This is a genomic window from Bradyrhizobium sp. BWA-3-5 (genome assembly GCF_032917985.1).
GTDB lineage: Bacteria > Pseudomonadota > Alphaproteobacteria > Rhizobiales > Xanthobacteraceae > Bradyrhizobium.
Map to the genome: position 1 here is coordinate 7,786,458 of NZ_CP136626.1, position 23,740 is coordinate 7,810,197.

Annotated in this window: 19 protein-coding genes; 9 read left to right on the forward strand and 10 right to left on the reverse strand. The window is 63.3% G+C overall.

Features of this window, described 5'->3' with window-relative positions; all coding sequences use genetic code 11:
• Positions 1 to 4 precede the first annotated feature (4 nt).
• The 3 genes from pcaG to pcaF all read right to left on the reverse strand — a co-directional run bounded on the left by pcaG (position 5) and on the right by pcaF (position 2,625).
• A complete protein-coding gene (gene pcaG, locus RX331_RS37365; RefSeq protein WP_317254550.1) occupies positions 5 to 610 on the reverse strand; it encodes a protocatechuate 3,4-dioxygenase subunit alpha in 606 nt (201 codons plus the stop codon).
• Complete coding sequence (gene pcaH, locus RX331_RS37370; protein WP_317254551.1) at positions 611 to 1,312, reverse strand: protocatechuate 3,4-dioxygenase subunit beta; 702 nt, start codon at positions 1,310 to 1,312, stop codon at positions 611 to 613. It lies immediately after the preceding gene.
• Between the two features lie 104 nt (positions 1,313 to 1,416).
• Positions 1,417 to 2,625: a 3-oxoadipyl-CoA thiolase gene (gene pcaF, locus RX331_RS37375; RefSeq protein ID WP_317254552.1), complete on the reverse strand. Its 1,209-nt coding sequence runs from the start codon at positions 2,623 to 2,625 to the stop codon at positions 1,417 to 1,419.
• A gap of 221 nt (positions 2,626 to 2,846) precedes the next feature.
• Here pcaF and mutS point away from each other — a divergent pair, with 221 nt between their 5' ends.
• On the forward strand, positions 2,847 to 5,582 hold the full coding sequence (gene mutS, locus RX331_RS37380) for a DNA mismatch repair protein MutS (RefSeq protein WP_317254553.1): 2,736 nt from the start codon (positions 2,847 to 2,849) through the stop codon (positions 5,580 to 5,582).
• A 135-nt stretch (positions 5,583 to 5,717) separates the two neighbouring features.
• Here mutS and RX331_RS37385 read toward each other — a convergent pair whose 3' ends face one another.
• Positions 5,718 to 6,512 carry a hypothetical protein gene (locus RX331_RS37385; protein ID WP_317254554.1) on the reverse strand — a complete coding sequence of 265 codons (795 nt, stop codon included), beginning with the start codon at positions 6,510 to 6,512 and terminating at the stop codon, positions 5,718 to 5,720.
• Between the two features lie 157 nt (positions 6,513 to 6,669).
• Positions 6,670 to 7,179 carry an OsmC family protein gene (locus RX331_RS37390; RefSeq protein ID WP_317254555.1) on the reverse strand — a complete coding sequence of 170 codons (510 nt, stop codon included), beginning with the start codon at positions 7,177 to 7,179 and terminating at the stop codon, positions 6,670 to 6,672.
• Positions 7,180 to 7,385: 206 nt separating this feature from the next.
• Here RX331_RS37390 and RX331_RS37395 point away from each other — a divergent pair, with 206 nt between their 5' ends.
• Positions 7,386 to 10,181 carry a [protein-PII] uridylyltransferase gene (locus RX331_RS37395; protein ID WP_317254556.1) on the forward strand — a complete coding sequence of 932 codons (2,796 nt, stop codon included), beginning with the start codon at positions 7,386 to 7,388 and terminating at the stop codon, positions 10,179 to 10,181.
• Positions 10,182 to 10,438: 257 nt separating this feature from the next.
• On the opposite strand, the gene RX331_RS37400 is transcribed toward RX331_RS37395, so the two are convergent.
• The gene (locus RX331_RS37400) at positions 10,439 to 10,708 is read right to left on the reverse strand and encodes a hypothetical protein (RefSeq protein ID WP_317254557.1); all 270 of its coding nucleotides are present in this window, start codon (positions 10,706 to 10,708) and stop codon (positions 10,439 to 10,441) included.
• A 307-nt stretch (positions 10,709 to 11,015) separates the two neighbouring features.
• On the opposite strand from RX331_RS37400, the gene RX331_RS37405 reads away from it, so the two are divergent.
• Genes RX331_RS37405 through RX331_RS37415 form a run of 3 tightly spaced genes read left to right on the forward strand, consistent with a single transcriptional unit; the run spans position 11,016 to position 13,929 of the window.
• Complete coding sequence (locus tag RX331_RS37405; protein ID WP_317254558.1) at positions 11,016 to 12,791, forward strand: PAS domain S-box protein; 1,776 nt, start codon at positions 11,016 to 11,018, stop codon at positions 12,789 to 12,791.
• On the forward strand, positions 12,788 to 13,459 hold the full coding sequence (locus tag RX331_RS37410) for a response regulator transcription factor (RefSeq protein WP_317254559.1): 672 nt from the start codon (positions 12,788 to 12,790) through the stop codon (positions 13,457 to 13,459). The genes RX331_RS37405 and RX331_RS37410 overlap by 4 nt, the downstream gene beginning before the upstream one ends.
• 2 nt (positions 13,460 to 13,461) lie before the next feature.
• On the forward strand, positions 13,462 to 13,929 hold the full coding sequence (locus RX331_RS37415; protein ID WP_317254560.1) for a response regulator transcription factor: 468 nt from the start codon (positions 13,462 to 13,464) through the stop codon (positions 13,927 to 13,929).
• A 731-nt stretch (positions 13,930 to 14,660) separates the two neighbouring features.
• Here RX331_RS37415 and RX331_RS37420 read toward each other — a convergent pair.
• On the reverse strand, positions 14,661 to 15,170 hold the full coding sequence (locus tag RX331_RS37420; RefSeq protein ID WP_410708051.1) for a methylated-DNA--[protein]-cysteine S-methyltransferase: 510 nt from the start codon (positions 15,168 to 15,170) through the stop codon (positions 14,661 to 14,663).
• A 101-nt stretch (positions 15,171 to 15,271) separates the two neighbouring features.
• Here RX331_RS37420 and RX331_RS37425 point away from each other — a divergent pair, with 101 nt between their 5' ends.
• The 3 genes from RX331_RS37425 to RX331_RS37435 all read left to right on the forward strand — a co-directional run bounded on the left by RX331_RS37425 (position 15,272) and on the right by RX331_RS37435 (position 18,157).
• On the forward strand, positions 15,272 to 15,454 hold the full coding sequence (locus RX331_RS37425; protein ID WP_317254562.1) for a hypothetical protein: 183 nt from the start codon (positions 15,272 to 15,274) through the stop codon (positions 15,452 to 15,454).
• Positions 15,451 to 16,674 (forward strand): ABC transporter substrate-binding protein, encoded by a 1,224-nt coding sequence (locus RX331_RS37430; protein ID WP_317254563.1) that lies wholly within the window; start codon positions 15,451 to 15,453, stop codon positions 16,672 to 16,674. The genes RX331_RS37425 and RX331_RS37430 overlap by 4 nt, the downstream gene beginning before the upstream one ends.
• A 256-nt stretch (positions 16,675 to 16,930) precedes the next feature.
• Positions 16,931 to 18,157, forward strand: a complete 1,227-nt coding sequence (locus tag RX331_RS37435; RefSeq protein WP_317254564.1) for an ABC transporter substrate-binding protein — start codon at positions 16,931 to 16,933, stop codon at positions 18,155 to 18,157.
• A gap of 201 nt (positions 18,158 to 18,358) precedes the next feature.
• Here the strand turns inward: RX331_RS37435 and RX331_RS37440 are convergent, their stop codons facing one another.
• Entirely contained in the window at positions 18,359 to 18,784 is a 426-nt protein-coding gene (locus tag RX331_RS37440) for a DUF1330 domain-containing protein (protein ID WP_317254565.1), read from the reverse strand.
• Between the two features lie 147 nt (positions 18,785 to 18,931).
• On the opposite strand from RX331_RS37440, the gene RX331_RS37445 reads away from it, so the two are divergent.
• Entirely contained in the window at positions 18,932 to 21,154 is a 2,223-nt protein-coding gene (locus RX331_RS37445) for a PBP1A family penicillin-binding protein (protein WP_317254566.1), read from the forward strand.
• Between the two features lie 147 nt (positions 21,155 to 21,301).
• Here RX331_RS37445 and RX331_RS37450 read toward each other — a convergent pair whose 3' ends face one another.
• Both RX331_RS37450 and RX331_RS37455 read right to left on the reverse strand, forming a co-directional pair.
• Entirely contained in the window at positions 21,302 to 22,123 is an 822-nt protein-coding gene (locus RX331_RS37450) for a M48 family metallopeptidase (protein WP_410708052.1), read from the reverse strand.
• 237 nt (positions 22,124 to 22,360) lie between these two features.
• Positions 22,361 to 23,710, reverse strand: coding sequence for a polyhydroxyalkanoate depolymerase (locus tag RX331_RS37455; protein ID WP_317254567.1), 1,350 nt, complete (start codon positions 23,708 to 23,710; stop codon positions 22,361 to 22,363).
• Positions 23,711 to 23,740: the final 30 nt, after the last annotated feature.

Consider the following 23,740-nt stretch of genomic DNA (forward strand, 5'->3'; position numbering starts at 1 on the left):
CTGACTAGACGTCGAAGAATACCGTTTCTTTGTCGCCCTGCAGATGGATGTCGAAGCGATAGACCGGGTTGCCGTTGCCGGGCTGCCGCGTCGCGATCAGCGTTCCGCGGCGATCGGCCGGCACCAGCGCCAGCACGGGATCGGCTGAATTAGCGGCTTCGCCATCGAAATAGATCCGCGAATAGAGGTGCAGCAGCATGCCGCGGGCATAGACCGCGATCACGATATGCGGCGCCTGCGGCTTGCCGTCGGGATCGGCGACCTGACCCGGCTTGATGGTGTCGAAGGCGTAAGACCCTTTCGCGTCGCTGCCGATGCGGCCAAAACCCTTGAAGCTCGAGTTCGGCAGCGCGCGCTTGTCCTGCGGATCGGAGAAGCGGCCTTGCGCATCCGCCTGCCAGATCTCCAACATGCAATCGACGATCGGCACGCCGTCGCCGTCGAATACCGTGCCCTCGACGCGGATGCGCTCGCCCGACGTATCCGGCGTGACGAGGTTGTTGGTGAAGGCGTCGTTCCATTCGTATTTGCCGCCCGGCGTGAGGCCGTAGGCGAAATAGGGACCGACGGTTTGCGACGGGGTGACTCCGTCCGGTTTGGCCTGCGACACTTATTTGTTCTCCATCGGCGTGGCATTGCGCCCGCGCAGCACAATGTTGAAGCGATAGCACAGCGCCCAATCCGGCTTGGTATTGTCAAGATCGAACGACGAAATCATCCGGTTGCGCGCCTTTTCATCCGTGACCGAATTGAAGATTGGATCGAACGGGAACAGCGGGTCGCCGGGGAAATACATCTGCGTCACCAGGCGCGAGACGAAGGCGTGGCCGAACACGGAGAAGTGGATATGCGCCGGACGCCAGGCGTTGTGATGATTGCCCCAGGGATAGGCGCCGGGCTTGATGGTGACGAAGCGGTAATAGCCTTGCGCATCGGTCTGCGCGCGGCCGGCGCCGGTGAAGTTCGGATCGAGCGGCGCGGGATGCTGATCAACGACATGGACGTAGCGGCCGCAGGAATTGGCCTGCCACAACTCGACCAGCGTGTTCGGCACACCACGGCCGTCTTCATCGAGCACATGGCCGTGCACGATGATGCGCTCGCCGATCGGCTCGCTTTTGCCGTGGATGGTGAGGTCGTGATCGCCTTCGCGCACCGTCTCGTGGCCATAGACCGGCCCGCTCAACTCCGACAGCGTATGCCGCATCGGGATCAGCGGCTTGGTCGGCGAGCGCTTGACGGTGCTCTTGTAGGCGGGAGACAGCCGCGGCGGATGCGCGACGAGACTTTGCACTGGGTAGACCAATGTCATGACGAACTCCTCCCTCGAGCGCGCCTAGTTAGCCGCGCCGCCAGATCATTATATGACATAACTAATTTGGGAAAGCGTTGTTTTCGCGATCCCATATCGCTGTTTTAATTGATCTTTTCGATCGCAACCGCGACGCCCTGGCCGACACCGACACACATGGTTGCCAAGGCAAGCTTCCCGCCCCGCTTCTCCATGCCGTGCACCGCCGTCAGCGCCAGCCGCGCACCGCTCATGCCGAGCGGATGGCCGAGCGCGATCGCGCCGCCATGCGGATTGACGAAGTCGGCGTCGTCCTTGACGCCCAGTTGCCGCAGGCAGGCTATGCCCTGCGAGGCGAAGGCTTCATTGAGCTCGATCAAATCGAAGTCGGAGATCTTGATGCCGAGCCGCTCCATCAGCTTCTTGGTCGCCGGCACCGGGCCGATGCCCATGATGCGCGGCGGCACCGCGGCCGAAGCAAGCCCGAGGATGCGCGCCCGCGGCGTCAGCCCGTGCTTCTTCACCGCAGTTTCGGAGGCGAGGATCATCGCCGCCGCGCCGTCATTGACGCCGGAGGCATTGCCCGCGGTGACCGTGCCGGGATTGCGCACGATCGGCTTCAATTTCGCGAGACCTTCCAGCGTGGTCTCGGGGCGCGGGTGCTCGTCCTTGTCGACGGTGATCGGGCCGGCCTTGCCGCCGGGCACCTGGATCGGCGTGATCTCCTCGGCAAAATAACCGGAAGCGATTGCCGCGCCCGCGCGCTGCTGCGAGCGGATCGCCATCGCGTCCTGATCGGCGCGCGACACCTGGAATTCTTCGGCGACGTTCTCCCCCGTCTCCGGCATCGCATCGACGCCGTATTGCGCCTTCATCAACGGATTGATGAAGCGCCAGCCGATCGTGGTGTCGTAGATCTCAGCCGAGCGGGCGAAGGCCTCCGGCGCCTTGCCCATCACGAACGGCGCGCGGGTCATCGATTCGACGCCGCCGGCAATCGCAAAATCGATCTCGCCGGCGCGGATCGCCCGCCCCGCCGCGCCGACCGCATCGAGGCCGGAGGCACAGAGGCGGTTGAGGGTCTGGCCGGGAACCTGCTCCGGCATCCCTGCCAGCAGCAGCGCCATGCGCGCCACGTTGCGGTTGTCCTCGCCGGCCTGGTTCGCGCAGCCGAAAAACACCTCATCCACCTGCGCCCAATCGAGATTGGGATGCTTGGCCATCAGCGCCTTGATCGGGGCCGCGGCCAGATCGTCGGCGCGCACCTTGGCGAGCGAGCCGCCGAAACGGCCGATCGGGGTCCGGACGGCATCGCAAATGAATACATCACGCATCAAATCTCTCCCTGAATGCCGTGCTTTAGGCGTTGACCCGCTGGAACTGTCGGCGAGTTTTAGGAGCGTGCCCGCGGCAGGTCAATTGAGGCATGCCTCTTCCGCGGCGGGTCCGTCATGCTAGGGGCGTATACTCACCATCGCGCCGAGGCGTGGAAAACTCTGACAACGCAGGTACGGGAATAGGACCGGGCGGCGAAATTTTGTAGCTTGCCGCCCGCATGACCATCCAGCAATCCATCCCCGCCCCGGCGCCCCCCGAAGCCACCCCGGCGACCGACGCGCCGTCGCGCGTGACGCCGATGATGGAACAGTACCTCGAGATCAAGGCCGCCCATCCCGGCCTCCTGCTGTTCTACCGGATGGGCGATTTCTACGAGCTGTTCTTCGAGGACGCCGAGATCGCCTCGAAGGCGCTCGGCATCGTCCTGACCAAGCGCGGCAAGCATCAGGGCATGGATATCCCGATGTGCGGCGTGCCGGTGGAGCGCTCCGAGGACTATCTGCATCGCCTGATCAATGCCGGCCACCGCGTTGCCGTGTGCGAGCAGACCGAGAATCCCGCCGCGGCACGCGCGCGCGGCAACAAGAGCGTCGTCGCCCGCGGCGTGGTGCGGCTGGTGACGCCGGGCACGCTGACCGAAGACACGCTGCTGGATGCCCGCACCAACAATTATTTGCTGGCGATTGCGCGCGCCCGCGGCTCATCCGGCGGCGACCGCATCGGGCTCGCCTGGATCGATATTTCGACGTCGGAGTTCATGGTCACGGAATGCGCGATGGCGGAACTCGCCGCAACGCTGGCGCGGATCAATCCGAATGAAGCGATCGTCACCGATGCGCTCTATGGCGATGCGGATATCGGACCGCTGCTGCGGGAACTGCCCTCGGTGACGCCGCTGACCCGCGACGTGTTCGACAGCGCCACGGCCGAGCGGCGGCTGTGCGACTATTTCGCCGTTGCGACCATGGACGGCCTCTCCGCGATGTCGCGGCTGGAGGCGACTGCGGCAGCCGCCGCCGTCACCTATATCGACCGCACGCAGGTCGGCAAGCGCCCGCCGCTATCGCCGCCCTCGCGCGAAGCCGCCGGCACCACGATGGCAATCGATCCCGCTACCCGCGCCAATCTCGAATTGACCCGAACGCTCGGCGGCGAACGGCGCGGCTCGCTGCTCGATGCGATCGATTGCACGGTGACCGCCGCCGGCTCCCGGCTCTTGGCACAGCGGCTCGCAGCGCCCCTTACCGACAGCGCGGCCATCGCGCGAAGGCTGGATGCGATTGCGACATTCGTCGCTGACAGCGCCGCGCGCGATGATATCCGAACCACGTTGCGCGCCGCCCCCGACATGTCGCGCGCGCTGGCGCGGCTATCGGTCGGACGTGGCGGCCCGCGCGATCTCGCGGCTTTGCGCGACGGCATCCTCGCTGCCGACCAGGCGCTGGCCCGGCTCGCGCAGCTCGAAGCGCCGCGATCCGAGATCGTTGCTGTGATGGAAGCGCTGCGGCGCCCCTCGCGCGATCTCGCCCGCGAGTTCGAACACGCGCTCGCCGAGCAACTGCCGCTGATCAAGCGCGACGGCGGCTTCATTCGCGAAGGCTATGAGGCTGCGCTCGACGAGAGCCGGAATTTGCGAGACGCCTCCCGTCTTGTCGTCGCCGCGATGCAAGCGCGCTACGCCGAGGACACCGGCATCAAGGCGCTCAAGATCCGCCACAACAACGTGCTCGGCTATTTCGTCGAGGTTACCGCGCAGCACGGCGACAGACTGATGGCGCCGCCGCTGAATGCGACCTTCATCCACCGCCAGACGCTGGCGGGACAGGTCCGTTTCACGACGGCCGAACTCGGCGAGACCGAAGCCAAGATCGCCAATGCCGGCGATCGCGCGCTCAATCTCGAACTGGAAATCTTCGACCGACTTTGCGCGATGGCGCTGGCCGCCAGCGACGACCTGCGCGCCGCCGCGCATGCGTTTGCGATGCTGGACGTCGCAACTTCGCTGGCAAAGCTGGCAGTGGACGACAATTACGTGCGACCCGAGGTCGACGGCTCGCTCGGCTTTGCGGTCGAAGGCGGCCGGCATCCGGTGGTCGAACAGGCGTTGAAGCGCGACGGCCAGCCGTTCATTGCCAATGCCTGCGATCTCTCGCCAGGGCCTTCGCAGAAGTCGGGCCAGATCTGGCTGATCACCGGCCCGAACATGGCCGGTAAATCAACATTCCTGCGCCAGAATGCGCTGATCGCGCTGATGGCGCAGATCGGCTCCTATGTACCGGCGTCGCGCGCGCGCATCGGCGTCGTCGATCGCCTGTTCAGCCGCGTCGGCGCTGCGGATGATCTCGCGCGGGGACGTTCGACCTTCATGGTCGAGATGGTGGAAACCGCCGTGATTTTGAATCAAGCCAGTGACCGTTCGCTGGTGATTTTGGACGAGATCGGCCGTGGCACCGCGACTTTCGACGGTCTCTCGATCGCATGGGCCGCAATTGAGCATCTGCACGAAGCCAACCGCTGCCGCGCGCTGTTCGCTACGCATTATCATGAGCTGACCGCGCTCTCGGCCAAGCTGCCGCGAATGTTCAACGCCACCGTGCGAGTCAAGGAGTGGCAGGGCGATGTCGTGTTCCTGCACGAGGTGCTGCCGGGCTCGGCCGACCGCTCTTACGGCATCCAGGTCGCCAAGCTCGCCGGCCTGCCGCCGGCAGTGATCGCGCGGGCCAAGTCGGTGCTTGCAAAACTCGAGGCGCAGGACCGCGGCCAGACGGCGCGAGCGCTCGCCGATGATCTTCCGCTGTTCGCCGTCCCTTCGCGCGCCGCTGCGGAAGCAGCGCCGCCGAGCGAGGCTGAGTTGTTGATGGAAGCCGTCAAGGCACTGCATCCCGACGAGATGTCACCGCGCGAAGCGCTGGAGGCGCTGTATGCGCTGAAGGCGAAGTTGCCGAGGGGATAAGACCCTCACCCCATCATTGCGAGCCAACGGGTCGCGCCAATGCGCGCCCGATGACAGGCTTCGCGAAGCAATCCATCCCTCCACATGTGCGGAGAGATGGATTGCTTCGTCGCTTCGCTCCTCGCAATGACGGCGCTATTGCGCCGCCTTCCTTCGCCCGATCGCCCACAGGCTCAGATTCCACCCCACGCAGGTTGCCAGCGCCAAGCCGAGCCCGATCGCCGAGCCGAATTGCAGTGCCGCGACATGCAGCACCGCGATCGCAATGCCCAGCCCGATCAAGCCCCAGGCGCTGTTGGCCAGCACCGCGGCCGTCGGCGGGCCGCCGATGCGGGGGTGCAGGATCAGCATCATCGAGGTGAACACGGCCGGGAACAACGCGATGATGCCGCTGACCTTGGGGCCGACCCAACTCGACGTCGTGACCACGATGGCGACGAGGGTCGCGACCAGCGAAGCCCGGAGCGGGATGTCGTACCAGCGGCGCCGGATCGGCGGCATCTTGGCGTGGCGGTAGCGCGCGAGCAGCGGCACGCAGATGCCGTAGGCAATGGCGTTCACAAGGATGCCGCCGGCGAGCGACCATTGCAGCGAACGGATGACCGTGGCCAGCGCGAGCCAGACGGCAACGGCGGTAAGGCAACTGAGCAGCGCGCCATGGCGCTGCGCCAGCACGACGTAAGTAAGCCCGAGGAAGATCGTCGCGGCGTTGATCGGCAGGCTCGCCAGCGCGCCCTCCGCGATGAAGGCGGCGTCATGATCGAGCGCGAGGAAGACGTAGGACGGCCCTGCCGAGATCGGCAGCGTGGCGATCAGTGCACCGATGACGGGGCCGGAGCGCTCGGTGACGATCGACGCTGTCACCACGAATGCCGCGGTGATCGCCATGCGCAGGCCGAGCGTGAGGAGGAAGATAAGTTCGGGGGACATTTTCTTCTCTTACCCTCCCCTGGAGGGGGGAGGGTCAACTCATACTGAGCGCAGCGAAAACATGAGTCGGGGTAGGGTGACGGTCTCTCCACATCCAACAGTGCCCGAGTGGAGGGATCACCCCACCCCGTCTCCCTCCAGGGAGGGTAAGCGCCGCTCACACCCGCTTCATCGAGACTGAGATTTTCGGGCCGTTCTTGATGGTCTGATAGACCACGCAGTAGCGCTCGGTGAGCTTCTGCAGCAGGTCGAGCTTGTCCTGCAGCGCGTCGGTGCCGACCTCGAAGCGCAGGCGGATTTCCTCGAAACCTACCGGGGCTTCCTTGTCGACGCCGAGCGTGCCGCGAAAGTCGAGGTCGCCTTCAGCGATGACGATGCCGCTTCTGAGCGGGACCTCGACGGCGGTGGCGACCGATTTCAGCGTGACGCCGGCGCAGGCAACCAGCGCTTCGAGCAGCATGTCGCCGGAGCAAAGTTCGAGGCCGGAGCCACCGGTGGCGGGATGGAGCCCGGCAACCGCCAGCGCGCGGCCGGTCTCGACCTTGCAGGCGATACCTTCATTGTCGATCGAGCCTTTGGCTTTCAGCGTAATGACAGCGGCAGAGGGATCGGACTTGTAGCGTTCCTTGATCGGGGCCTGCATCGCGCGGAGTTCGGCGGCGTCCATTCTTCTCTCTCCCGACTTTATTTGTGCTCCGGTATAATCGGCGAGAGACGCGATGTCATCACTGCGCCTGACGCGGCGTTTGAACGTTACCCGGACATTAGCCTTTTCAACAGGTTAGGGCTGGAATTCGGCCGGGCCGAGGCATAGCTTGACGTTGCCTTACAATCCTCAGTGACAGCCTTTGTGCCGTCCGTTATCGGAGAGCCATGGATAACATCGTGACTGAGGCCCCGTCGGGGGAGGATGATCGTTTCGATACCGCCCGGATCACTGCGGCGATCGATGCCCTCGCCGAAACACATGCCGGCCGCGAGGACGCGTTTCGCTCGGCGCTGGCGCAACTGCTCAAGGCCGAGATGATCGCCGCGCGCGCGACCGCGCAGGCCATTTTGCTCAGGGATCGTCACGGCCGCCGCTGCGCCGAGCGGCTCTGCTTCATGCAGGACGAGATCATCCGCATCCTCTACGCGGCCGCGACGCGGCATCTCTATCGCTCGAACGTCCCCACCGGCGCCGAGCGCATGTCGGTTGTCGCGACCGGCGGCTACGGCCGCGGCCTGATGGCGCCGGAATCCGACATCGATCTGTTGTTCATCCTGCCCTACAAGCAGACCGCCTGGGGCGAGCAGGTCGCCGAGGCCATTCTCTATTGCCTGTGGGACATGGGGCTGAAGGTCGGCCATGCCACGCGCTCGGTCGACGAATGCATCCGCCAGGCGCGCGGCGACATGACGATCCGCACCGCGATCCTGGAGACGCGGTTCCTGACCGGCGACCGGCCGCTCTATGATGAACTGGTCGCCCGCTTCGACAAGGACGTGGTCCAGGGCACCGCCTCCGAATTCGTCACCGCAAAACTCGCCGAGCGCGAAGAACGACACCGCCGCGCCGGCCAGTCGCGCTACCTCGTCGAGCCCAACGTCAAGGACGGCAAGGGTGGGTTGCGCGACCTGCATACGCTTTTCTGGATCGCCAAATATGTCTACCGGGTGCGTGAGACCGGCGAACTGGTCGAGCGCGGCGTGTTCGACGCGCAGGAATACCGCACCTTCCGCCGCTGCGCCGACTTCCTGTGGTCGGTGCGCTGCAATTTGCATTTCGTCTCGGGACGCGCCGAGGAGCGGCTGTCGTTCGACATGCAGCGCGAGATCGCTGTCAGACTCGGCTACACCTCGCATCCGGGCATGCAGGACGTCGAACGGTTCATGAAGCACTACTTCCTGGTCGCCAAGGACGTCGGCGATCTCACCGCGATCCTGTGCGCCAAGCTGGAAGACGAGCAGGCCAAGCCCGCGCCGGTGCTGAGCCGGGTGGTGGCGCGGCTGCGGCCGGGCACCAAGCGGCGGCGGGTGCCCGACAGCGACGACTTCATCATCGACAACAACCGCATCAACCTCGCCGCGCCCGACGTCTTCAAGCACGATCCGGTCAACCTTATCAGGATCTTCCGCCTGGCGCAGAAGAACAACCTCGCCTTCCATCCCGATGCGATGCGCACGGTGACGCGCTCGCTGAAGCTGGTGAACACGCAGCTTCGCGAGAGTCCGGAGGCCAACCGTCTGTTCATGGAGATCCTGACCTCCGACAACGCCGAAATCGTGCTGCGGCGGATGAACGAGACCGGCGTGCTCGGCCATTTCATCCGCGCCTTCGGCAAGATCGTGTCGATGATGCAGTTCAACATGTACCACCATTATACGGTGGACGAGCACCTGATCCGCTGCATCGGCTTCCTGCAGGATATCGAGCGGGGCGGCATCGACGAGTTCGCGGTGGCGAGCGACCTGTTTCGCAAGATGCAGCCTGAGCACCGCTCGGTGATCTACATCGCGACCCTGCTGCACGACGTCGCCAAAGGCCGCCCGGAGGATCATTCGATCGCCGGCGCGCGGGTGGCGCGACGGCTGTGCCCGCGGCTTGGCTTCAGTCCTGGCGACACCGAGCTCGTAGCGTGGCTGATCGAGGAACATCTGACGATGTCCACGGTGGCACAGTCGCGCGACCTCTCCGACCGCAAGACAATCGAGAATTTCGCCGCCGTCGTGCAGTCGGTCGAGCAGATGAAGCTTCTGACCATCCTGACCACCGCCGACATCAGGGGCGTCGGCCCCGGCGTGTGGAACGGCTGGAAGGCGCAGCTCCTGCGCACGCTGTATTACGAGACCGAGCCGGTCTTGACCGGCGGCTTCTCGGAAGTGAACCGCGCCCAGCGCATCGCGCTAGCGCAATCGGAATTCCGCGCCGCCTTCAACGAATGGCCGGAGCAAGAGCTCAGCGCCTATATCGGGCGGCACTATCCGGCCTACTGGCTCAAGGTCGACCTGCAACGCAAGATCCGCCAGGCACGCTTTATCCGGGCCAGCGAGCAGGCCGGCCACAAGCTCGCGATCAATGTCGGTTTCGACGAGGCGCGCGGCGTCACCGAACTGACGATCCTTGCGACCGACCATCCCTGGCTGCTGTCGATCATTGCCGGCGCTTGTGCCTCGGCCGGTGCCAACATCGTCGACGCGCAGATCTACACCACGACCGACGGCCTCGCGCTCGACACCATCGCGATCTCCAGGGAATACGACCGCGACGAGGACGAGGGACGCCGCGCCACTCGCATCGGCGAGATGATCGAACAGGTGCTCGAAGGCAAGTTGCGGCTGCCCGAGGTGGTGGCGCGCAAGGCCGCCAACCGCGGCAAGCAGCGCGCCTTCGTGGTCGAGCCGGAGGTCACCATCAACAACCAGTGGTCGGACCGCTATACCGTGATCGAGGTCTCAGGCCTCGACCGACCGGGTCTCCTCTATCAGCTCACGACCGCGATCTCGAAGCTGAACCTCAACATCGCCTCGGCCCATGTCGCGACCTTCGGCGAACGCGCCCGCGATGTGTTCTACGTCACCGACCTGCTCGGCGCCCAGATCGCCGCACCGACCCGCCAGGCCGCGATCAAGAGCGCGCTGCTCCATCTGCTCTCCGCCGAGGACAACGTCGCTCAGCCGGCGGCGTGAGTTGCTGGCTTCGCACGCAGTGATGCTGAGGTAGCGACCCAACACACAACCGTCATCCTCCGCGCAAGCGGAGGATCCAGTACGCCGCGGCCCATCGGCTCAATCATCGGCGTCTCTGGAATATTGGGTCGCCTGGTCAAGCCCGGCGATGACACGATTTCTGATAATCCAGTGATCCGTCCGTCGTGTCAGTTTGCCGCAGGCCGCTGCAAAAAACGCTTGCGGGCCCGTCAAATCCGTTCGCGGAGAGCGCTGCCCTAGTTGGTCTTGCTGGTAGCAGTCCTGCCGTAGAGCTCAAGCGTTGTCAGGCTCGCTGCAAGGATGGCTGCATAGTTTGCTTCGGCAACGAAGAGGGCCTTTTCGAACACATCGAGCAGGGCTTCCAAGGGATCCGCTTGCTTTACGGCGACGGGCCGCCTGCCTCCATCGATAACGATTAGCCGAAAGCTGCATTCACGTCTGCGATCCCTCGCTTGCGGCTCAATGTTACCGGCGCAACGGATCAGGCGCAGGCGGGATTTCGACATCATCGGCCTCCGAAATATCACGGTGCGGCGATCGCGACGGCAGTTACTCCAATAGTGTAATTGTCTGGGACGGAACCGGCCATTGAACCGAGGTTGATCCAGCCATTACGATCGGTTGGCACGATCATACCAAGGTCTAAGGGCGTACCCGGTCTTCTCCCCGGGGGCGGAGGCGCCCGAGTCCCCGATCCAGCATTGATTTTATCCTTCGCATGGCGAAAAACTGCTAGCATCAAGCCTATTAAGGGTGACGTCGTTGCTGCTGATGATGTTAGTCACCTAGCGACGCGGCGCGACCCGGCTTGCCATGTACTCAGTGCTGCCGATGATGCGTTACCCGACCATGAGCTTGTCGCGCTCGGCCGAGCAGTGGCTGCTTGGCGGCATGGCCCTCGCATTGGCGGCGGCCGCATGCATTTGGCTCGTGCTCACTCCGGTGCCGCCGGCACCCGCCTTTTTCGTTGCGTTCGCACTGCTTGTTGCCTCGATTGTCGCCTCTTTGACCGTGATGCGCCTGGTGGGCACCACGCACAGCCAGATGGAGGCCGTGCTGCAGGGCCGCAGCGAGGCTGAAGAGCGCGCGACAAAGGCGCTGCGCGACAGCGAGGCGCAGTGGAAGGAGATATTCGAGCACAATCCTGTCATGTATTTCATGATTGATGCGTCCGGCACCGTGCTTTCCGTCAACACTTTCGGCGCCGCGCAACTCGGCTATTCCGTCGACGAATTGCTCGGCCAATCCGTCCTGAAGGTGTTTCCGAACAACGAGCACCAACCGGCTAAGGACAACGTTGCTATCTGCCTGAACAACATTGGCCGCACCCATAGCTGGGAAATCTGCAAGGTTCGCAGGGACGGTTCGACGTTGTGGGTACGCGAAAATGCCAAGGCTTTGCGGCTAATGGATGGTCGACCGATCGTCCTGATAGCTTGCGAGGACATCACCGAGCGCAAACAGGCTGAAAATGCATTGCGGCAGAGCGAAATGTATCTGGCCGAAGCCCAGCGATTGAGCCACACCGGCAGCTTTGGCTGGTGCGCCGGCAGTGACGAACTCATCTGGTCGGAAGAAACGTTCAGAATCTTTGGATTCGACAAGGCGCCTTCAATCAAGCGGGCCACCGTGATCCAACGCATCCATCCCGATGATCGTGCGCGCGTTCTAAGGACCACCAAGCGTGCGTTGAGCGATTGGAAGTCCTTCGAGCATGGCTATCGGCTGCTGATGCCTGACGGCTCGGTCAAGCATGTCCACGTCAGGGCCCATGCGGTGAAGGATAGATCGAGCGGCATCGATTTCGTCGGAGCGGTTTCGGACGTTACGGCCCGCAAGCGGGCCGAAGCGGAACTGCATGAAGCGCAGATGAATCTCGCGCACGTCACGCGGGTGATGGCGCTAGGAGAACTGGCGGCGTCGATCGCCCATGAAGTGAGCCAGCCGCTCGCCGCCGTCGTAACCAACGCCGCGGCCTGCCAGCGCTGGCTCGATCGCACGCCCCCCGATCTGACGGAAGCACGCGGAACATTGCAGGCGATCATCAAGGACGGCAACCGGGCAGGCGACGTGATCCAGCGCGTCCGTGCGCTTGCGAACAAGACCACCGAGCAGAAGACGCCCCTCGATATCAACGACGTCATCAACGAGGTCATCAGCCTCGTGCAGCACGAACTGCTCAGGCATCACGTCCTGTTGCGCCTGGAACTTGCGCCTGCCCTCCCCCTCGCTTTCGGTGACCGGATTCAATTGCAACAGGTCGCCATCAACCTCGTCATCAATGGCGTTGAGGCGATGGCATCGGTCACGGATCGGCCGCGGGAACTGGAAATCCGGACCAGCCTTGACGACGACCGACAGATCTTGGTCGCAGTGAAAGACTGCGGTACCGGACTTGCCAGTGAGAATGCGGAAAGGCTGTTCGAGGCATTCTACACCACAAAATCGGGCGGCATGGGGATGGGGCTGTCGATCTGCCGTTCGATCGTCGCGGCTCATGGAGGACGGCTGGTCGCCTCGGAAAATGCCGGCCCTGGCGCGACATTCCAGTTTACCCTGCCACCGCATGGGGAGGACAGTTCACCGTGACCGGGCGCCCTGCACCGCCTCGTTCCACCACCAGCGCAGAGGAAGCGATCGTCTTCATCGTCGACGACGACGCATCCGTACGCGAAGCGTTGAGTAATCTCTTCCGATCGGTCGGCCTGCAGGTCGAGACGTTCGGCTCGGCTCATGAATTTCTGCAGAGCAGGCTTCCGAACGCCCCCAGTTGCCTGATCCTTGACATCAGGCTGCCCCGATTGAGCGGCCTCGACTTCCAGGCCGAACTGGCCAAGGCCGACATCCGCATTCCGATCATCTTCATGACAGGTCACGGCGATATCCCGATGACGGTAAGGGCGATGAAGGCCGGAGCGGTCGATTTCCTGACCAAGCCGTTTCGGGATCAAGACATGCTCGACGCCGTAACGGCGGCAATCGAACGCGACCGCAACAGCCGAGATGAAGCAAAAGTTCTTTCAGACCTGCACGCACTTTTCGCCACATTGACCCCGCGGGAGCGGCAGGTGATGAATCTGGTCACCGCGGGGCTCATGAACAAGCAGATCGCAGCCGAGATCGGCCTTGCCGAGATCACCGTGAAGATCCATCGCGGGCACATCATGCGGAAGATGGGAGCGAAGTCGCTGCCTGATCTGGTCAGGATGGCCGAGCTGCTCGGGATCGGGCCCACATCCGGCCGGGCGCAAACCTAAGTATGATTTTCCCGCCGCCGTTTGCGGCGCAATCTCCCGCTAAGAGGTCACAAAGGACAACCTCGGGTCGTCCTCCAGGAAGTATCTCCTTGTCCAACCCACAGGTCATATCCATTATCGACGACGATGGCTCGGTTCGCGCCGCCACGGCAAATCTCGTCAAGTCGCTTGGCTATGTCGTCCATACCTTCGCCTCGGCCGAAGATTTCCTGCGGTCAGCCCACCTCCGCGATACATCCTGCGTGATAACCGACGTCAGAATGCCCGTGATGAGCGGACTCGACTTGCAAGCCCATTTGCTCGCCAAAGGCCAAGGTCTGCCCTTCATCTTTGTCACCGCTTTCTCCGTCGAAAGCGACCGCGATCGGGCGCTCAAAGCGGGAGCAACCTGCTTCCTGAGCAAGCCCTTCGACGGCGAGACCATGGTCGAATGCCTGAAAACCGCACTAGCGCAGCCGGCCGGACGCTGAGCGGGTCAGCCCCGCTCTTTACCGGATATACGCAAGGATGATCTCGCCAACCATCAAGACAAGTTGAGGAAAGGCGATGACGGCGCGAGACTTCGCGCCGTCGCCCCCCCGAGAGAATGGCGGCGACCGCAAGCATCACATTTTTATTTGGCAAGTGGCAATTCCTTGAGAGGAGGTCGCCATGCATTTGGAACCGCGCTGCTCTCATTGCGGCAGCGAAGACGCGAACATCATCTCGTTGCGAAATCCTGCACGTGAACGGTATTGCGGACGCTCTTGTCTGGCCAAGGGCCATGAGGATTTCATCCGCTGGATACGCCGTGCGAATGCGGAGGCCATGTCATGAGCAATTGTTGCGGAAATCCGGAATGCAAGCGTCCCTTCGGGCTGGTCCGGCGTAGTTGGTACTTCGAGCAGTTTTGCTCGGTGAAGTGCCGCGAGATGTACAAGCGCCAAGTCGAACGCAACCGGAGCTACTGGAAATGGCTCTATAACATTCCGCAACCCGTCGCAGCCCGCGACTGCGGCTCCGGCAGGTGAACGTGGAGAAGCCATCATGGCGACGGTGAGCGCGATGCTGGTGGGCGCCATACTCGCGTGGGGTCCTGTGCTTGTTGTCCTGATCTATATCCTGCGCGACCTGCGAAACACCTCTGGCCGTCGAGATTGACTAAGGTCGGCGGTTGGCGACGGAACCCCGCTCACCATCTACGCCGCCCGCGTTCTGGCTGCTAGATCGCCACGCCCTCGTGCTTGAGCAGCCAGCGCTTGCGCTCGAGACCGCCGCCATACTTCACCAATGAGCCGTTGGCGCCAATCAGGCGGTGACAGGGCAAGACCACGCTGATCGGGTTGGAGCCGTTGGCGTGGCCGAGGGCGCGGACCGCGCGCGGCACGCCAAGCTCGAGCGCGAACGTGCCGTAACTCAGCGTGGTACCGGCGGGAATGCCGGGCAAAGCGTGCCAGACCTTCTGCTGGAAAGGCGTGCCGGCGACGCGCCATCTGATCGACGCGAGACGGTCGAGGTCGCCCTTGAAATAGCCGGTCAAGGCGGTGCGCAGATCGCGCGGCGCTTTCGCATTCTTCAAGTCGACCGCGCCGTAATGCAGGCGCAGCAGCTGCATCATGCGCCCCTCATGGTCCTCCCAATCGAGCGCGCGGAGATGGCCATCCGCGTCGGTGACCAGCAGCGCCGTCCCGATCGGTGTCGGCAGACGATCGAGGTTGAAGTTTTCCGGCATCGGCATTCCCCGAAAATATCGGCAAGCATCGGTATTTTCCATCAGGCGCGTGCTAGCATCCACCCGAATTCCGTACGATCGACAAGGCGCCGGATTCGAAGGTGCTGGCCGCCATCTATAACGGTTTTCTCGCTGCGGGCCTGCTCTGGGGCCTGTTCGTAACCTTCGTCGGCTTGCATCGGCAAAAACCTTCCGCCACACTCCCTGCCAACGATGACGGCCGGCGGTCCAATCGCCGGAACAGGATCATCGGTCGACAAAAGCAGAAGGGAGCAGCGGCATGAGAGGCGGCGTTCTGCATCTAGTCGCAGGCATGGCGGTTGCCCTCGCGCTGGCGTCGCCAGCCAGTGCGCAGAAGAAATACGATACCGGCGCGACCGATACCGAGATCAAGATCGGCCAGACCGTTCCGTTCTCCGGGCCCGCCTCCGCCTATGCCGGCATCGGCAAGACCCAGGCCGCCTATTTTAAGATGATCAACGAGCAGGGCGGCATCAACGGCCGCAGGCTCAACTTGATCCAGTATGACGACGCCTACTCGCCACCGAAGGCCGTCGAGCAGGTGCGCAAGCTGGTCGAGAGCGACGAGGTTCTGTTCACCTTCCAAATCATCGGTACGCCATCGAACGCGGCGGTGCAGAAATATCTCAACGCCAAGCAGGTGCCGCAGCTTCTCGCCGCGACCGGCGCATCGAAATTCACCGACCCGAAGAATTTCCCATGGACGATGGGCTTCAATCCCAACTACCAGTCCGAGGGGCGGATTTACGGGCAATACATCCTGAAGAACCATCCGCATGCCAAGATCGGCATTCTCTATCAGAACGACGATCTCGGCCGCGACTACATCACCGGCCTGAAGGAAGCGCTCGGCGCCAAGGCGGCGTCCATGATCGTTGCCGAAGCCTCCTATGAATTGACCGATCCGACCATTGACTCACAGATCGTCAGGCTGAAGGCGGCCGGCGCCGACCTGCTCTACGACGCCTCGACGCCGAAATTCGCCGCGCAGGCGATCAAGAAGGCCGCGGATCTCGGCTGGAAGCCGGTCCACATCCTCGACATCAATGCGAGCCCCATCTCCGCGACGCTCAAGCCCGCAGGCCTCGACATCTCCAAGGACATCATCTCGACTGCCTACGGCAAGGACCCGGGCGACCCACAGTGGAAAGATGATCCCGGCATGAAGGCCTACTTCGCCTTCATGGACAAATATTATCCGGAAGGCGACAAGCTCAACACCGTCAACACCTACGGCTATGCGACCGCGGAGCTGCTGGTAAAGATCCTGCAGCAATGCGGCGACGATCTCACCCGCGAAAACATCATGAAGCAGGCCGCCAGCCTGAAAAACGTCACCGGCAGCCTGTCGCTGCCCGGCATGGTCATCAATACGTCGCCGACCGACTACCGCATCAACAAGCAGATGCAGATGATGCGGTTCAACGGCGAGCGCTGGGAGCTGTTCGGCCCGATCATCGAGGATCGCGGACCAGCAGGCTGACGCACCACCCAAACAAAATATCGAAAACAACCCCATGCACAGTAGCCGGCAACGGGGTGCCTGCATCATTGTTCGGCGATCGGCGGGACTGGATTCTTTTTGTGCAGACGGAACCCCCTACCAGTGTGGCCTGCGCAACGCGTCTTGCAATGCAATATAGCTTCCGCCACTATTGCGGCAGCGATGGCGGCCTGGGCTCATGAAGCCCGGGGAAAGATCATCAGCTCAATCATAAACACATGAGGAATGCAGGATTATGAGGAAGGGTATTTTCCATCTGGCCACCGGCACGGCGCTGGCGCTGGCGTTGTCGGTCTCGACGGCCTCCGCGCAGAAGAAATACGACACCGGCGCGAGCGACACCGAGATCAAGATCGGCCAGACCAATCCATTCTCCGGACCGGCTTCGGCCTATGCCACCATCGGCAAGACTCAGGCCGCCTACATGAAGATGATCAACGATCAGGGCGGCGTGAACGGCCGCAAGATCAACCTGATCCAGTATGACGACGCCTACTCGCCGCCAAAGGCCGTCGAGCAGACGCGCAAGCTGGTCGAGAGCGACGAAGTGCTGCTCACCTTCCAGTTGCTCGGCACCCCCTCGAACGCGGCGGTGCAGAAATATCTCAACTCCAAGAAAGTGCCGCAGTTGTTCGCAGCAACCGGCGCGTCGAAGTTCACCGATCCTAAGAACTTCCCCTGGACCATGGGCTTCAACCCGAACTACTTCGTCGAGGGACGCATCTACGGCCAGTACATTCTCAAGGAACACCCGAACGCCAAGATCGGCGTGCTCTATCAGAATGACGACCTCGGCAAGGACTATCTGAACGGCATCAAGGCCGGCCTCGGCGACAAGGCGGCGAAGATGATCGTGGCGGAAGCCTCCTACGAAGTCTCGGATCCGACGGTCGATTCGCAAATCCTCAAGATCAAGGACGCCGGCGCGGACCTGTTCTTCTCGGCGACGACCCCCAAGCAGGCAGCCCAGGCGATCAAGAAGATCCATGAGCTGAACTGGAAGCCGGTGCACATCCTCGACATCAACGCCACCTCGGTCGGTGCCGTGATGAAGCCGGCGGGGCTTGAAGCCTCCAAGGGCGTGATCAGCGTCAACTACGGCAAGGATCCGCTCGATCCGACCTGGAAGGACGATCCGGGCATGAAGAAGTATTTCGAGTTCATGGCAAAGTACTATCCGGACGGCGACAAGGATTCGAGCTTCAACTCCTATGCCTATTCGACCTCGCAATTGATGGTTTACGTGCTCCAGAAGTGCGGCGACAACCTCACGCGCGAGAACGTCATGAAGGTGGCCACCAGCCTCAAGGACGTCCAGCTCGATCTGTCGCTGCCGGGCATCCTCGTCAACACCTCGCCGACCGACTATCGCGTCAACAAGCAGCTGCAGATGATGAAGTTCAACGGCGAGCGCTGGGAACTGTTCGGGCCGATCCTCGAGGACGCCGGCCCGGCGGGTTAGGCGCGTCGAGCCAGGGAACGATCGGCGGAAGAAGCGATCGGCGGCCCTTCGGGGTCGCCGATTTTTTTGGAGATCGTGTAGCTGTCAAACCTCATCCTGAGGAGCCGCGTTTGCGGCGTCTCGAAGGATGAATGGCACCGAGCGGGGCCGCATGGTTCGAGACGGCGCCTACGCGCCTCCTCACCATGAGGGTCTACTGATCTACTTCGGCACCTCCCCGAACGTCTTGCCGACCGGCAGCACGGCGTGGCGGATCAGGCGAGAGTCCTCGACCGCGGCCTGGCGGTGCTTGACCGCCTCGCGGTAGACGGGATCGCGGATCATCTCGGCGAAGGCGGCGACGCTTGGATATTCGGCGATGAAGCAATGATCCCAGCGCTCCTCCAGCGGCCCGATCAGCATCAATTCGAACCGGCCCTGCCAGACGATGCGGCCGCCGAGTCGCTCGAACACCGGGCCGCTTTCGCGCCCGTAGGCCGCATAGGCTTCCGCGCCGGTCGCCTTGCGGCCGTCGGGATAGGCCGCCTGTTCGCGCAACCGGACCAGGTTGAGCATATGGATCGGACCCGGCCGGTCATTGGCCCGGAACTGCGCGAATACTTCCTTGGTCGGATCGATATGGCCCATCTTGATTTTCCTCCGGGAACGCTGCGGCTTTGTGTTGATGCTAGCACGCCCCGCCGCACCTCCTAATCCCGCATTAACCTTTCGGTAACCGACCCTTAAACAGCCGCCATTAGCGTGCGAGGGGGGCGGGTATGAGCGGCGTTTGGCATGGCGTGGGGACGAAAAAAGAGCGGCGCACGCAAGGAGCCGCTGTTCGGGCTTCCGGCTGCGCTTGCCGACCTACGCCTCTCGCCCGCCGATCGCATCCCTGACGCCACGGACGAAGAGAAGCCGAAGAAGCCAGTGGCCAAACGCAAGATCGAAGAAGAGCACGAGGGCGAGGAGCCGTCGCCGCGCGAGCGCAAGCCGCGTGCGGCCAAGAGCGGCGCCAAGCGCCGCGGCAAATCGCGCGGCCGCATCCGGATCGGCCGTCTTGTCTATTGGGGCGCGGTGCTCGGCATCTGGGGTGTCATCGCGGTGGTCGGCGTTGTGATCTGGGCCGGCGCGCATTTGCCGGCGATCCAGTCGCTGGAAATTCCAAAACGCCCACCGACCATCCAGATCACAGGTATAGACGGCAGCCTGCTGGCATCGCGCGGCGAGGCACCGGGCACCAATATCGCGCTGAAGGACCTGCCGCCCTATCTGCCGAAGGCGTTCATCGCCATCGAGGACCGCCGCTTCTATTCGCATTACGGCATCGACCCGGTCGGCATCGCGCGCGCGGCAGTCGCCAACGTGCTGCGCCGCGGCGTCTCGCAGGGCGGCTCGACCCTGACGCAGCAGCTCGCAAAAAACCTGTTCCTGACCCAGGAACGGACGATGGCACGCAAGCTGCAGGAAGTGGAGCTCGCGCTGTGGCTGGAGCGCAAGCACTCCAAGAACGAAATTCTCGAGCTGTACCTCAACCGCGTCTATTTCGGCTCCGGTGCCTATGGCGTCGAAGCCGCCTCGCAGCGCTATTTCGGCAAGTCGGCGAAGAACGTCACGGTCGCGGAAGCGGCGATGCTCGCCGGTCTCGTCAAATCGCCGTCGCGGCTGGCGCCGAACCGCAACCCGGAAGGCGCAGAAGCCCGCGCGCAGATCGTGCTAGCTGCGATGGCCGACGCCAAGTTCATTACCGAGGCACAAGCCAAGGCTTCGATCGGCCATGCCTCGTACAAGGTGAAGCCGGCCGGCGCGGGCACCGTCAATTACGTCGCCGACTGGATCGGCGAGGTGCTCGACGACCTTGTCGGCCAGATCGACCAGAGCATCGTGGTCGAGACCACCATCGATCCGAAGCTGCAAAGCACCGCGGAAGCCGCGATCATCGACGAACTCGCGGCCAAGAGCGTGAAATTCAACGTCACGCAAGGCGCGCTGGTGGCGATGACGCCCGACGGCGCGGTGCGCGCCATGGTCGGCGGGCGGAACTATGCCGAGAGCCAGTTCAACCGCGCCGTCACGGCCAAGCGCCAGCCCGGCTCGGCGTTCAAGCCATTCATCTTCCTGACGGCGATCGAAGGTGGCCTGACGCCGGATACGATCCGGCAGGACGCGCCACTCGACCTGAAGGGTTGGCGTCCGGAGAACTACACGCACGAATATTTCGGCGCGGTGACGCTGACGCAGGCGCTGGCGATGTCGCTCAACACGGTCGCGGTGCGGCTCGGCCTCGAAGTCGGACCGAAGAACGTGGCGCGGACCGCGCACCGGCTCGGCATCTCCTCGAAGCTGGATGCCAATCCCTCGATCGCGCTCGGCACCTCGGAAGTCTCCGTCATCGAGCTGGTCGGCGCCTACGCCCCGTTCGCCAATGGCGGACTCGGCGTCTCCCCGTATGTCGTGACCAAGATCCGCACCAATGAGGGCAAGCTGCTATATGCGCGGCAGCCGGACCAGCTCGGCCAGGTGATCGAGCCGCGCCATGTCGCGATGATGAACACGATGATGCAGGAAACGCTGCTGTCGGGCACCGCGCGCAAGGCGGAGATTCCGGGCTGGATGGCCGCCGGCAAGACCGGCACCAGCCAGGATTTCCGCGACGCCTGGTTCGTCGGCTACACCGCCAACCTCGTCACCGGCGTCTGGCTCGGCAATGACGACAATTCGCCGACCAAGAAGGCGACCGGCGGCGGCCTGCCGGTGGAGGTGTGGACCCGCTTCATGCGCACGGCGCATCAGGGCGTGCCGGTCGCGGCCCTGCCGAACGCGGCGCGCGGCGGCTTCATGTCAAACCTGTTCCAGACCTCGCAGGTCAGCGCCACGCCGAGCCCGTCAGCGCCAACCTCTGCCGGCGCCTACCGGCCACCGCCGGCCCGCAGCTCCGCGCCGCCGCCCAACCCGAACGCCCGGCCCGAGGCCGCGGCGGGATTGGATGGCTGGCTGATGGATCGGCTGTTTAGATAAGGGGAGTCTTTCGTGCCCCGGATGCTGCGCAGCACGAGTGATGCGCAGCTAAGCCGGGGCCCACAAGACTGAGGACGACACAAAACGACGTGGGTCCCGACTCTGCGGAGCAGCGCCCCGCGCTGCACCGCGTCCGGGACACGCGTATCAATCCTCGACCCCATACCGGTGCAGGTCGTTGCCGTAGGTGTCGAGCCAGCGCTTAGCGCGTTCGACATGGTCGCAGACGCGATCGACCACGCGCCAGAACCGCGGCGAGTGGTTCATCTCGACGAGATGCGCCACCTCATGGGCGGCGAGATAGTCCAGCACATAGGGCGGCGCGAGGATCAACCGCCAGGAATAGGACAGTGAGCCCGCCGAGGTGCACGAACCCCAACGGCTCGACTGATCGCGGATCGACACCCGCCGGACCCGCACGCCAAGCTCCGCGGCATAGGCGAGCGAGGCCTTGTGCAGGTCCTTGCGCGCCTCACGCTTGAGGAAGTCATGGACTCGGCGGTCCATGTGCTCGTAGTCGCCGGCCACGCACAGGATCTTCTCGCCGCTGTCGCGGGTTTCGGTCCACACCGTGCCGCGCTCGCCGGCGCGATGCACCAGGCGGTGCGGAACACCGCGCAGCGGGACAATGGTGCCGGGTTGAAAGGGCGCGGCCTTCGGCAGACGGCCAAGACGCGCAGCGATCCAGCCGCCATGGAGCTGCGCAAAGTCCTTGGCTTCCGCAATCGTGCCGCGGGGCGGCATAGTCAGGATGGCTTCGCGGTCGGTTGGATGGATGCGAAGGGTGTATCGACGCGCTCGGCGGTGCCGGCGCATCCTGATCGCAAAGACTTGCGAGCCGTGCTTGACCAAAATAGTCGCGGGTTCGGCGGGCCGCCGATAAAGGAGGGCGCGAGTAGCCATGTCTTGGAGTCCGGGGAGTAGGAGTTCGCCCGGATTCTGCCATATCCGCCGCCAGGGAAATCGCATCTAAATTGCCCGACGCAAAAACAAATCATTTGCCCAATATACAGGGGCTGAGCGCCAACCACCCCCTATAGGATGGGCCCGGAACCCGAAATTTGGGGTAGAACTCGGCCCCAAAGCGGTCCCTTCGAGGGCGCCAAGGAGTGATTCTGAACTCACCCCTTGATTCGGCCGAAAATTGGAATGTCTGAATCTTATCAGCAGCTTATCGATGGCCCGGAATCGGCGCGACCATCGGGCTTATTCGGCTGCACGGACCAATGTTGGCTTGGTATTGGCCGCTGACACGTTGGTGTTGGCCGCAGACATCATGAAATCGGCGATGCGCGGCACGATTTCGGAACGGAATCGCGATCCGTTGAACACGCCGTAGTGGCCGACGCCCTTCTGCACGTAATGCACGCGGCGATGATCGGGAATATGCGGGCACAAAGCGTGCGTCGCTTCGGTCTGACCGAGCCCGGAGATGTCGTCCTTCTCGCCTTCCACCGTCATCAGGGCAACGCGATGGATCTTTGACGGATCGACCGGCTTGCCGCGATGGGTCATCTCGCCCTTGGGCAGCGCGTGCTTGACGAACACGACATCGACGGTCTGCAGGTAATACTCTGCGGTCAGATCCATCACCGCGAGGTATTCGTCATAGAATTCGCGGTGCTTGTCGACCATATCGCCGTCGCCCTTCACCAGATTATTGAACAGCGCCTTGTGCGCGTCGGTGTGGCGGTCGAGATTCATGGTGATGAAGCCCGAGAGCTGCAGAAAGCCCGGATAGACGTCGCGCATCACGCCGGGATGCGGGAACGGTACCTTGGTGATGACATGGTTGCGGAACCATTCGATGCCGCGCTCTTCGGCGAGGTTGTTCACGGCGGTCGGGTTGCGGCGGGTATCGATCGGACCGCCCATCAGCGTCATCGACAGCGGCACGAAGGGATCGCGCGCGGCTTCCATCACCGACACCGCTGCAACCACCGGCACGGATGGCTGGCACACCGCGACCACATGCATGTTGCCGCCGAGCACGTGCAGCATCTCGATGATGTAATCGATGTAGTCGTCGAGATCGAAGCGGCCTTCGGCAAGCGGGACCATGCGCGCGTCGGCCCAATCGGTGATGTAGACCTCATGCGTCGGCAGGAAGGCCTCGACCGTGCCGCGCAGCAGCGTCGCGTAGTGGCCGGACATCGGCGCCACGATCAGGACGCGCGGATGGGGCGCGCGCAGCGGGCGCGTCAGCTTGCGATCGAAATGTAACAGGCGGCAGAACGGCTTTTCCCAGATCGAGCGGACCTCGACCGGCGTCTGGACGCCGTTGACTTCGGTGAAATCGAGCCCCCATTCGGGCTTGCCGTAACGGCGCGTGGTGCGCTCGAACAATTCGCAGGCGGCGGCGATCGATTTGCCGACATCGGTATGCGACCACGGATTCAGCGGGTTTTGAAACAGGATCTTGGTGGCGTCGGTCACGGCGCGTGCCGGATTGAGCGACGCGTGGGCCAGTTCATACATCCAGTACATCGGCGTCGTAAGCGCCGGACTGCCTTCGGCCACCAGTGGCGGTGCGCCGCCAAACTCACCAATCGGCATTTTATTTCAGATCCTCGTTTTGCGACGCAG

Bases quoted from the DNA above. Each gene is read 5' to 3' on its own strand.
- pcaH (WP_317254551.1), bottom strand. From the start codon at position 1,312: ATGACATTGGTCTACCCAGTGCAAAGTCTCGTCGCGCATCCGCCGCGG.
- pcaF (WP_317254552.1), bottom strand. From the start codon at position 2,625: ATGCGTGATGTATTCATTTGCGATGCCGTCCGGACCCCGATCGGCCGT.
- mutS (WP_317254553.1), top strand. From the start codon at position 2,847: ATGACCATCCAGCAATCCATCCCCGCCCCGGCGCCCCCCGAAGCCACC.
- RX331_RS37385 (WP_317254554.1), bottom strand. From the start codon at position 6,512: ATGTCCCCCGAACTTATCTTCCTCCTCACGCTCGGCCTGCGCATGGCG.
- RX331_RS37390 (WP_317254555.1), bottom strand. From the start codon at position 7,179: ATGGACGCCGCCGAACTCCGCGCGATGCAGGCCCCGATCAAGGAACGC.
- RX331_RS37395 (WP_317254556.1), top strand. From the start codon at position 7,386: ATGGATAACATCGTGACTGAGGCCCCGTCGGGGGAGGATGATCGTTTC.
- RX331_RS37400 (WP_317254557.1), bottom strand. From the start codon at position 10,708: ATGTCGAAATCCCGCCTGCGCCTGATCCGTTGCGCCGGTAACATTGAG.
- RX331_RS37405 (WP_317254558.1), top strand. From the start codon at position 11,016: ATGTACTCAGTGCTGCCGATGATGCGTTACCCGACCATGAGCTTGTCG.
- RX331_RS37415 (WP_317254560.1), top strand. From the start codon at position 13,462: ATGATTTTCCCGCCGCCGTTTGCGGCGCAATCTCCCGCTAAGAGGTCA.
- RX331_RS37420 (WP_410708051.1), bottom strand. From the start codon at position 15,170: ATGCCGGAAAACTTCAACCTCGATCGTCTGCCGACACCGATCGGGACG.
- RX331_RS37430 (WP_317254563.1), top strand. From the start codon at position 15,451: ATGAGAGGCGGCGTTCTGCATCTAGTCGCAGGCATGGCGGTTGCCCTC.
- RX331_RS37435 (WP_317254564.1), top strand. From the start codon at position 16,931: ATGAGGAAGGGTATTTTCCATCTGGCCACCGGCACGGCGCTGGCGCTG.
- RX331_RS37440 (WP_317254565.1), bottom strand. From the start codon at position 18,784: ATGGGCCATATCGATCCGACCAAGGAAGTATTCGCGCAGTTCCGGGCC.
- RX331_RS37445 (WP_317254566.1), top strand. From the start codon at position 18,932: ATGGCGTGGGGACGAAAAAAGAGCGGCGCACGCAAGGAGCCGCTGTTC.
- RX331_RS37450 (WP_410708052.1), bottom strand. From the start codon at position 22,123: ATGCGATTTCCCTGGCGGCGGATATGGCAGAATCCGGGCGAACTCCTA.
- RX331_RS37455 (WP_317254567.1), bottom strand. From the start codon at position 23,710: ATGCCGATTGGTGAGTTTGGCGGCGCACCGCCACTGGTGGCCGAAGGC.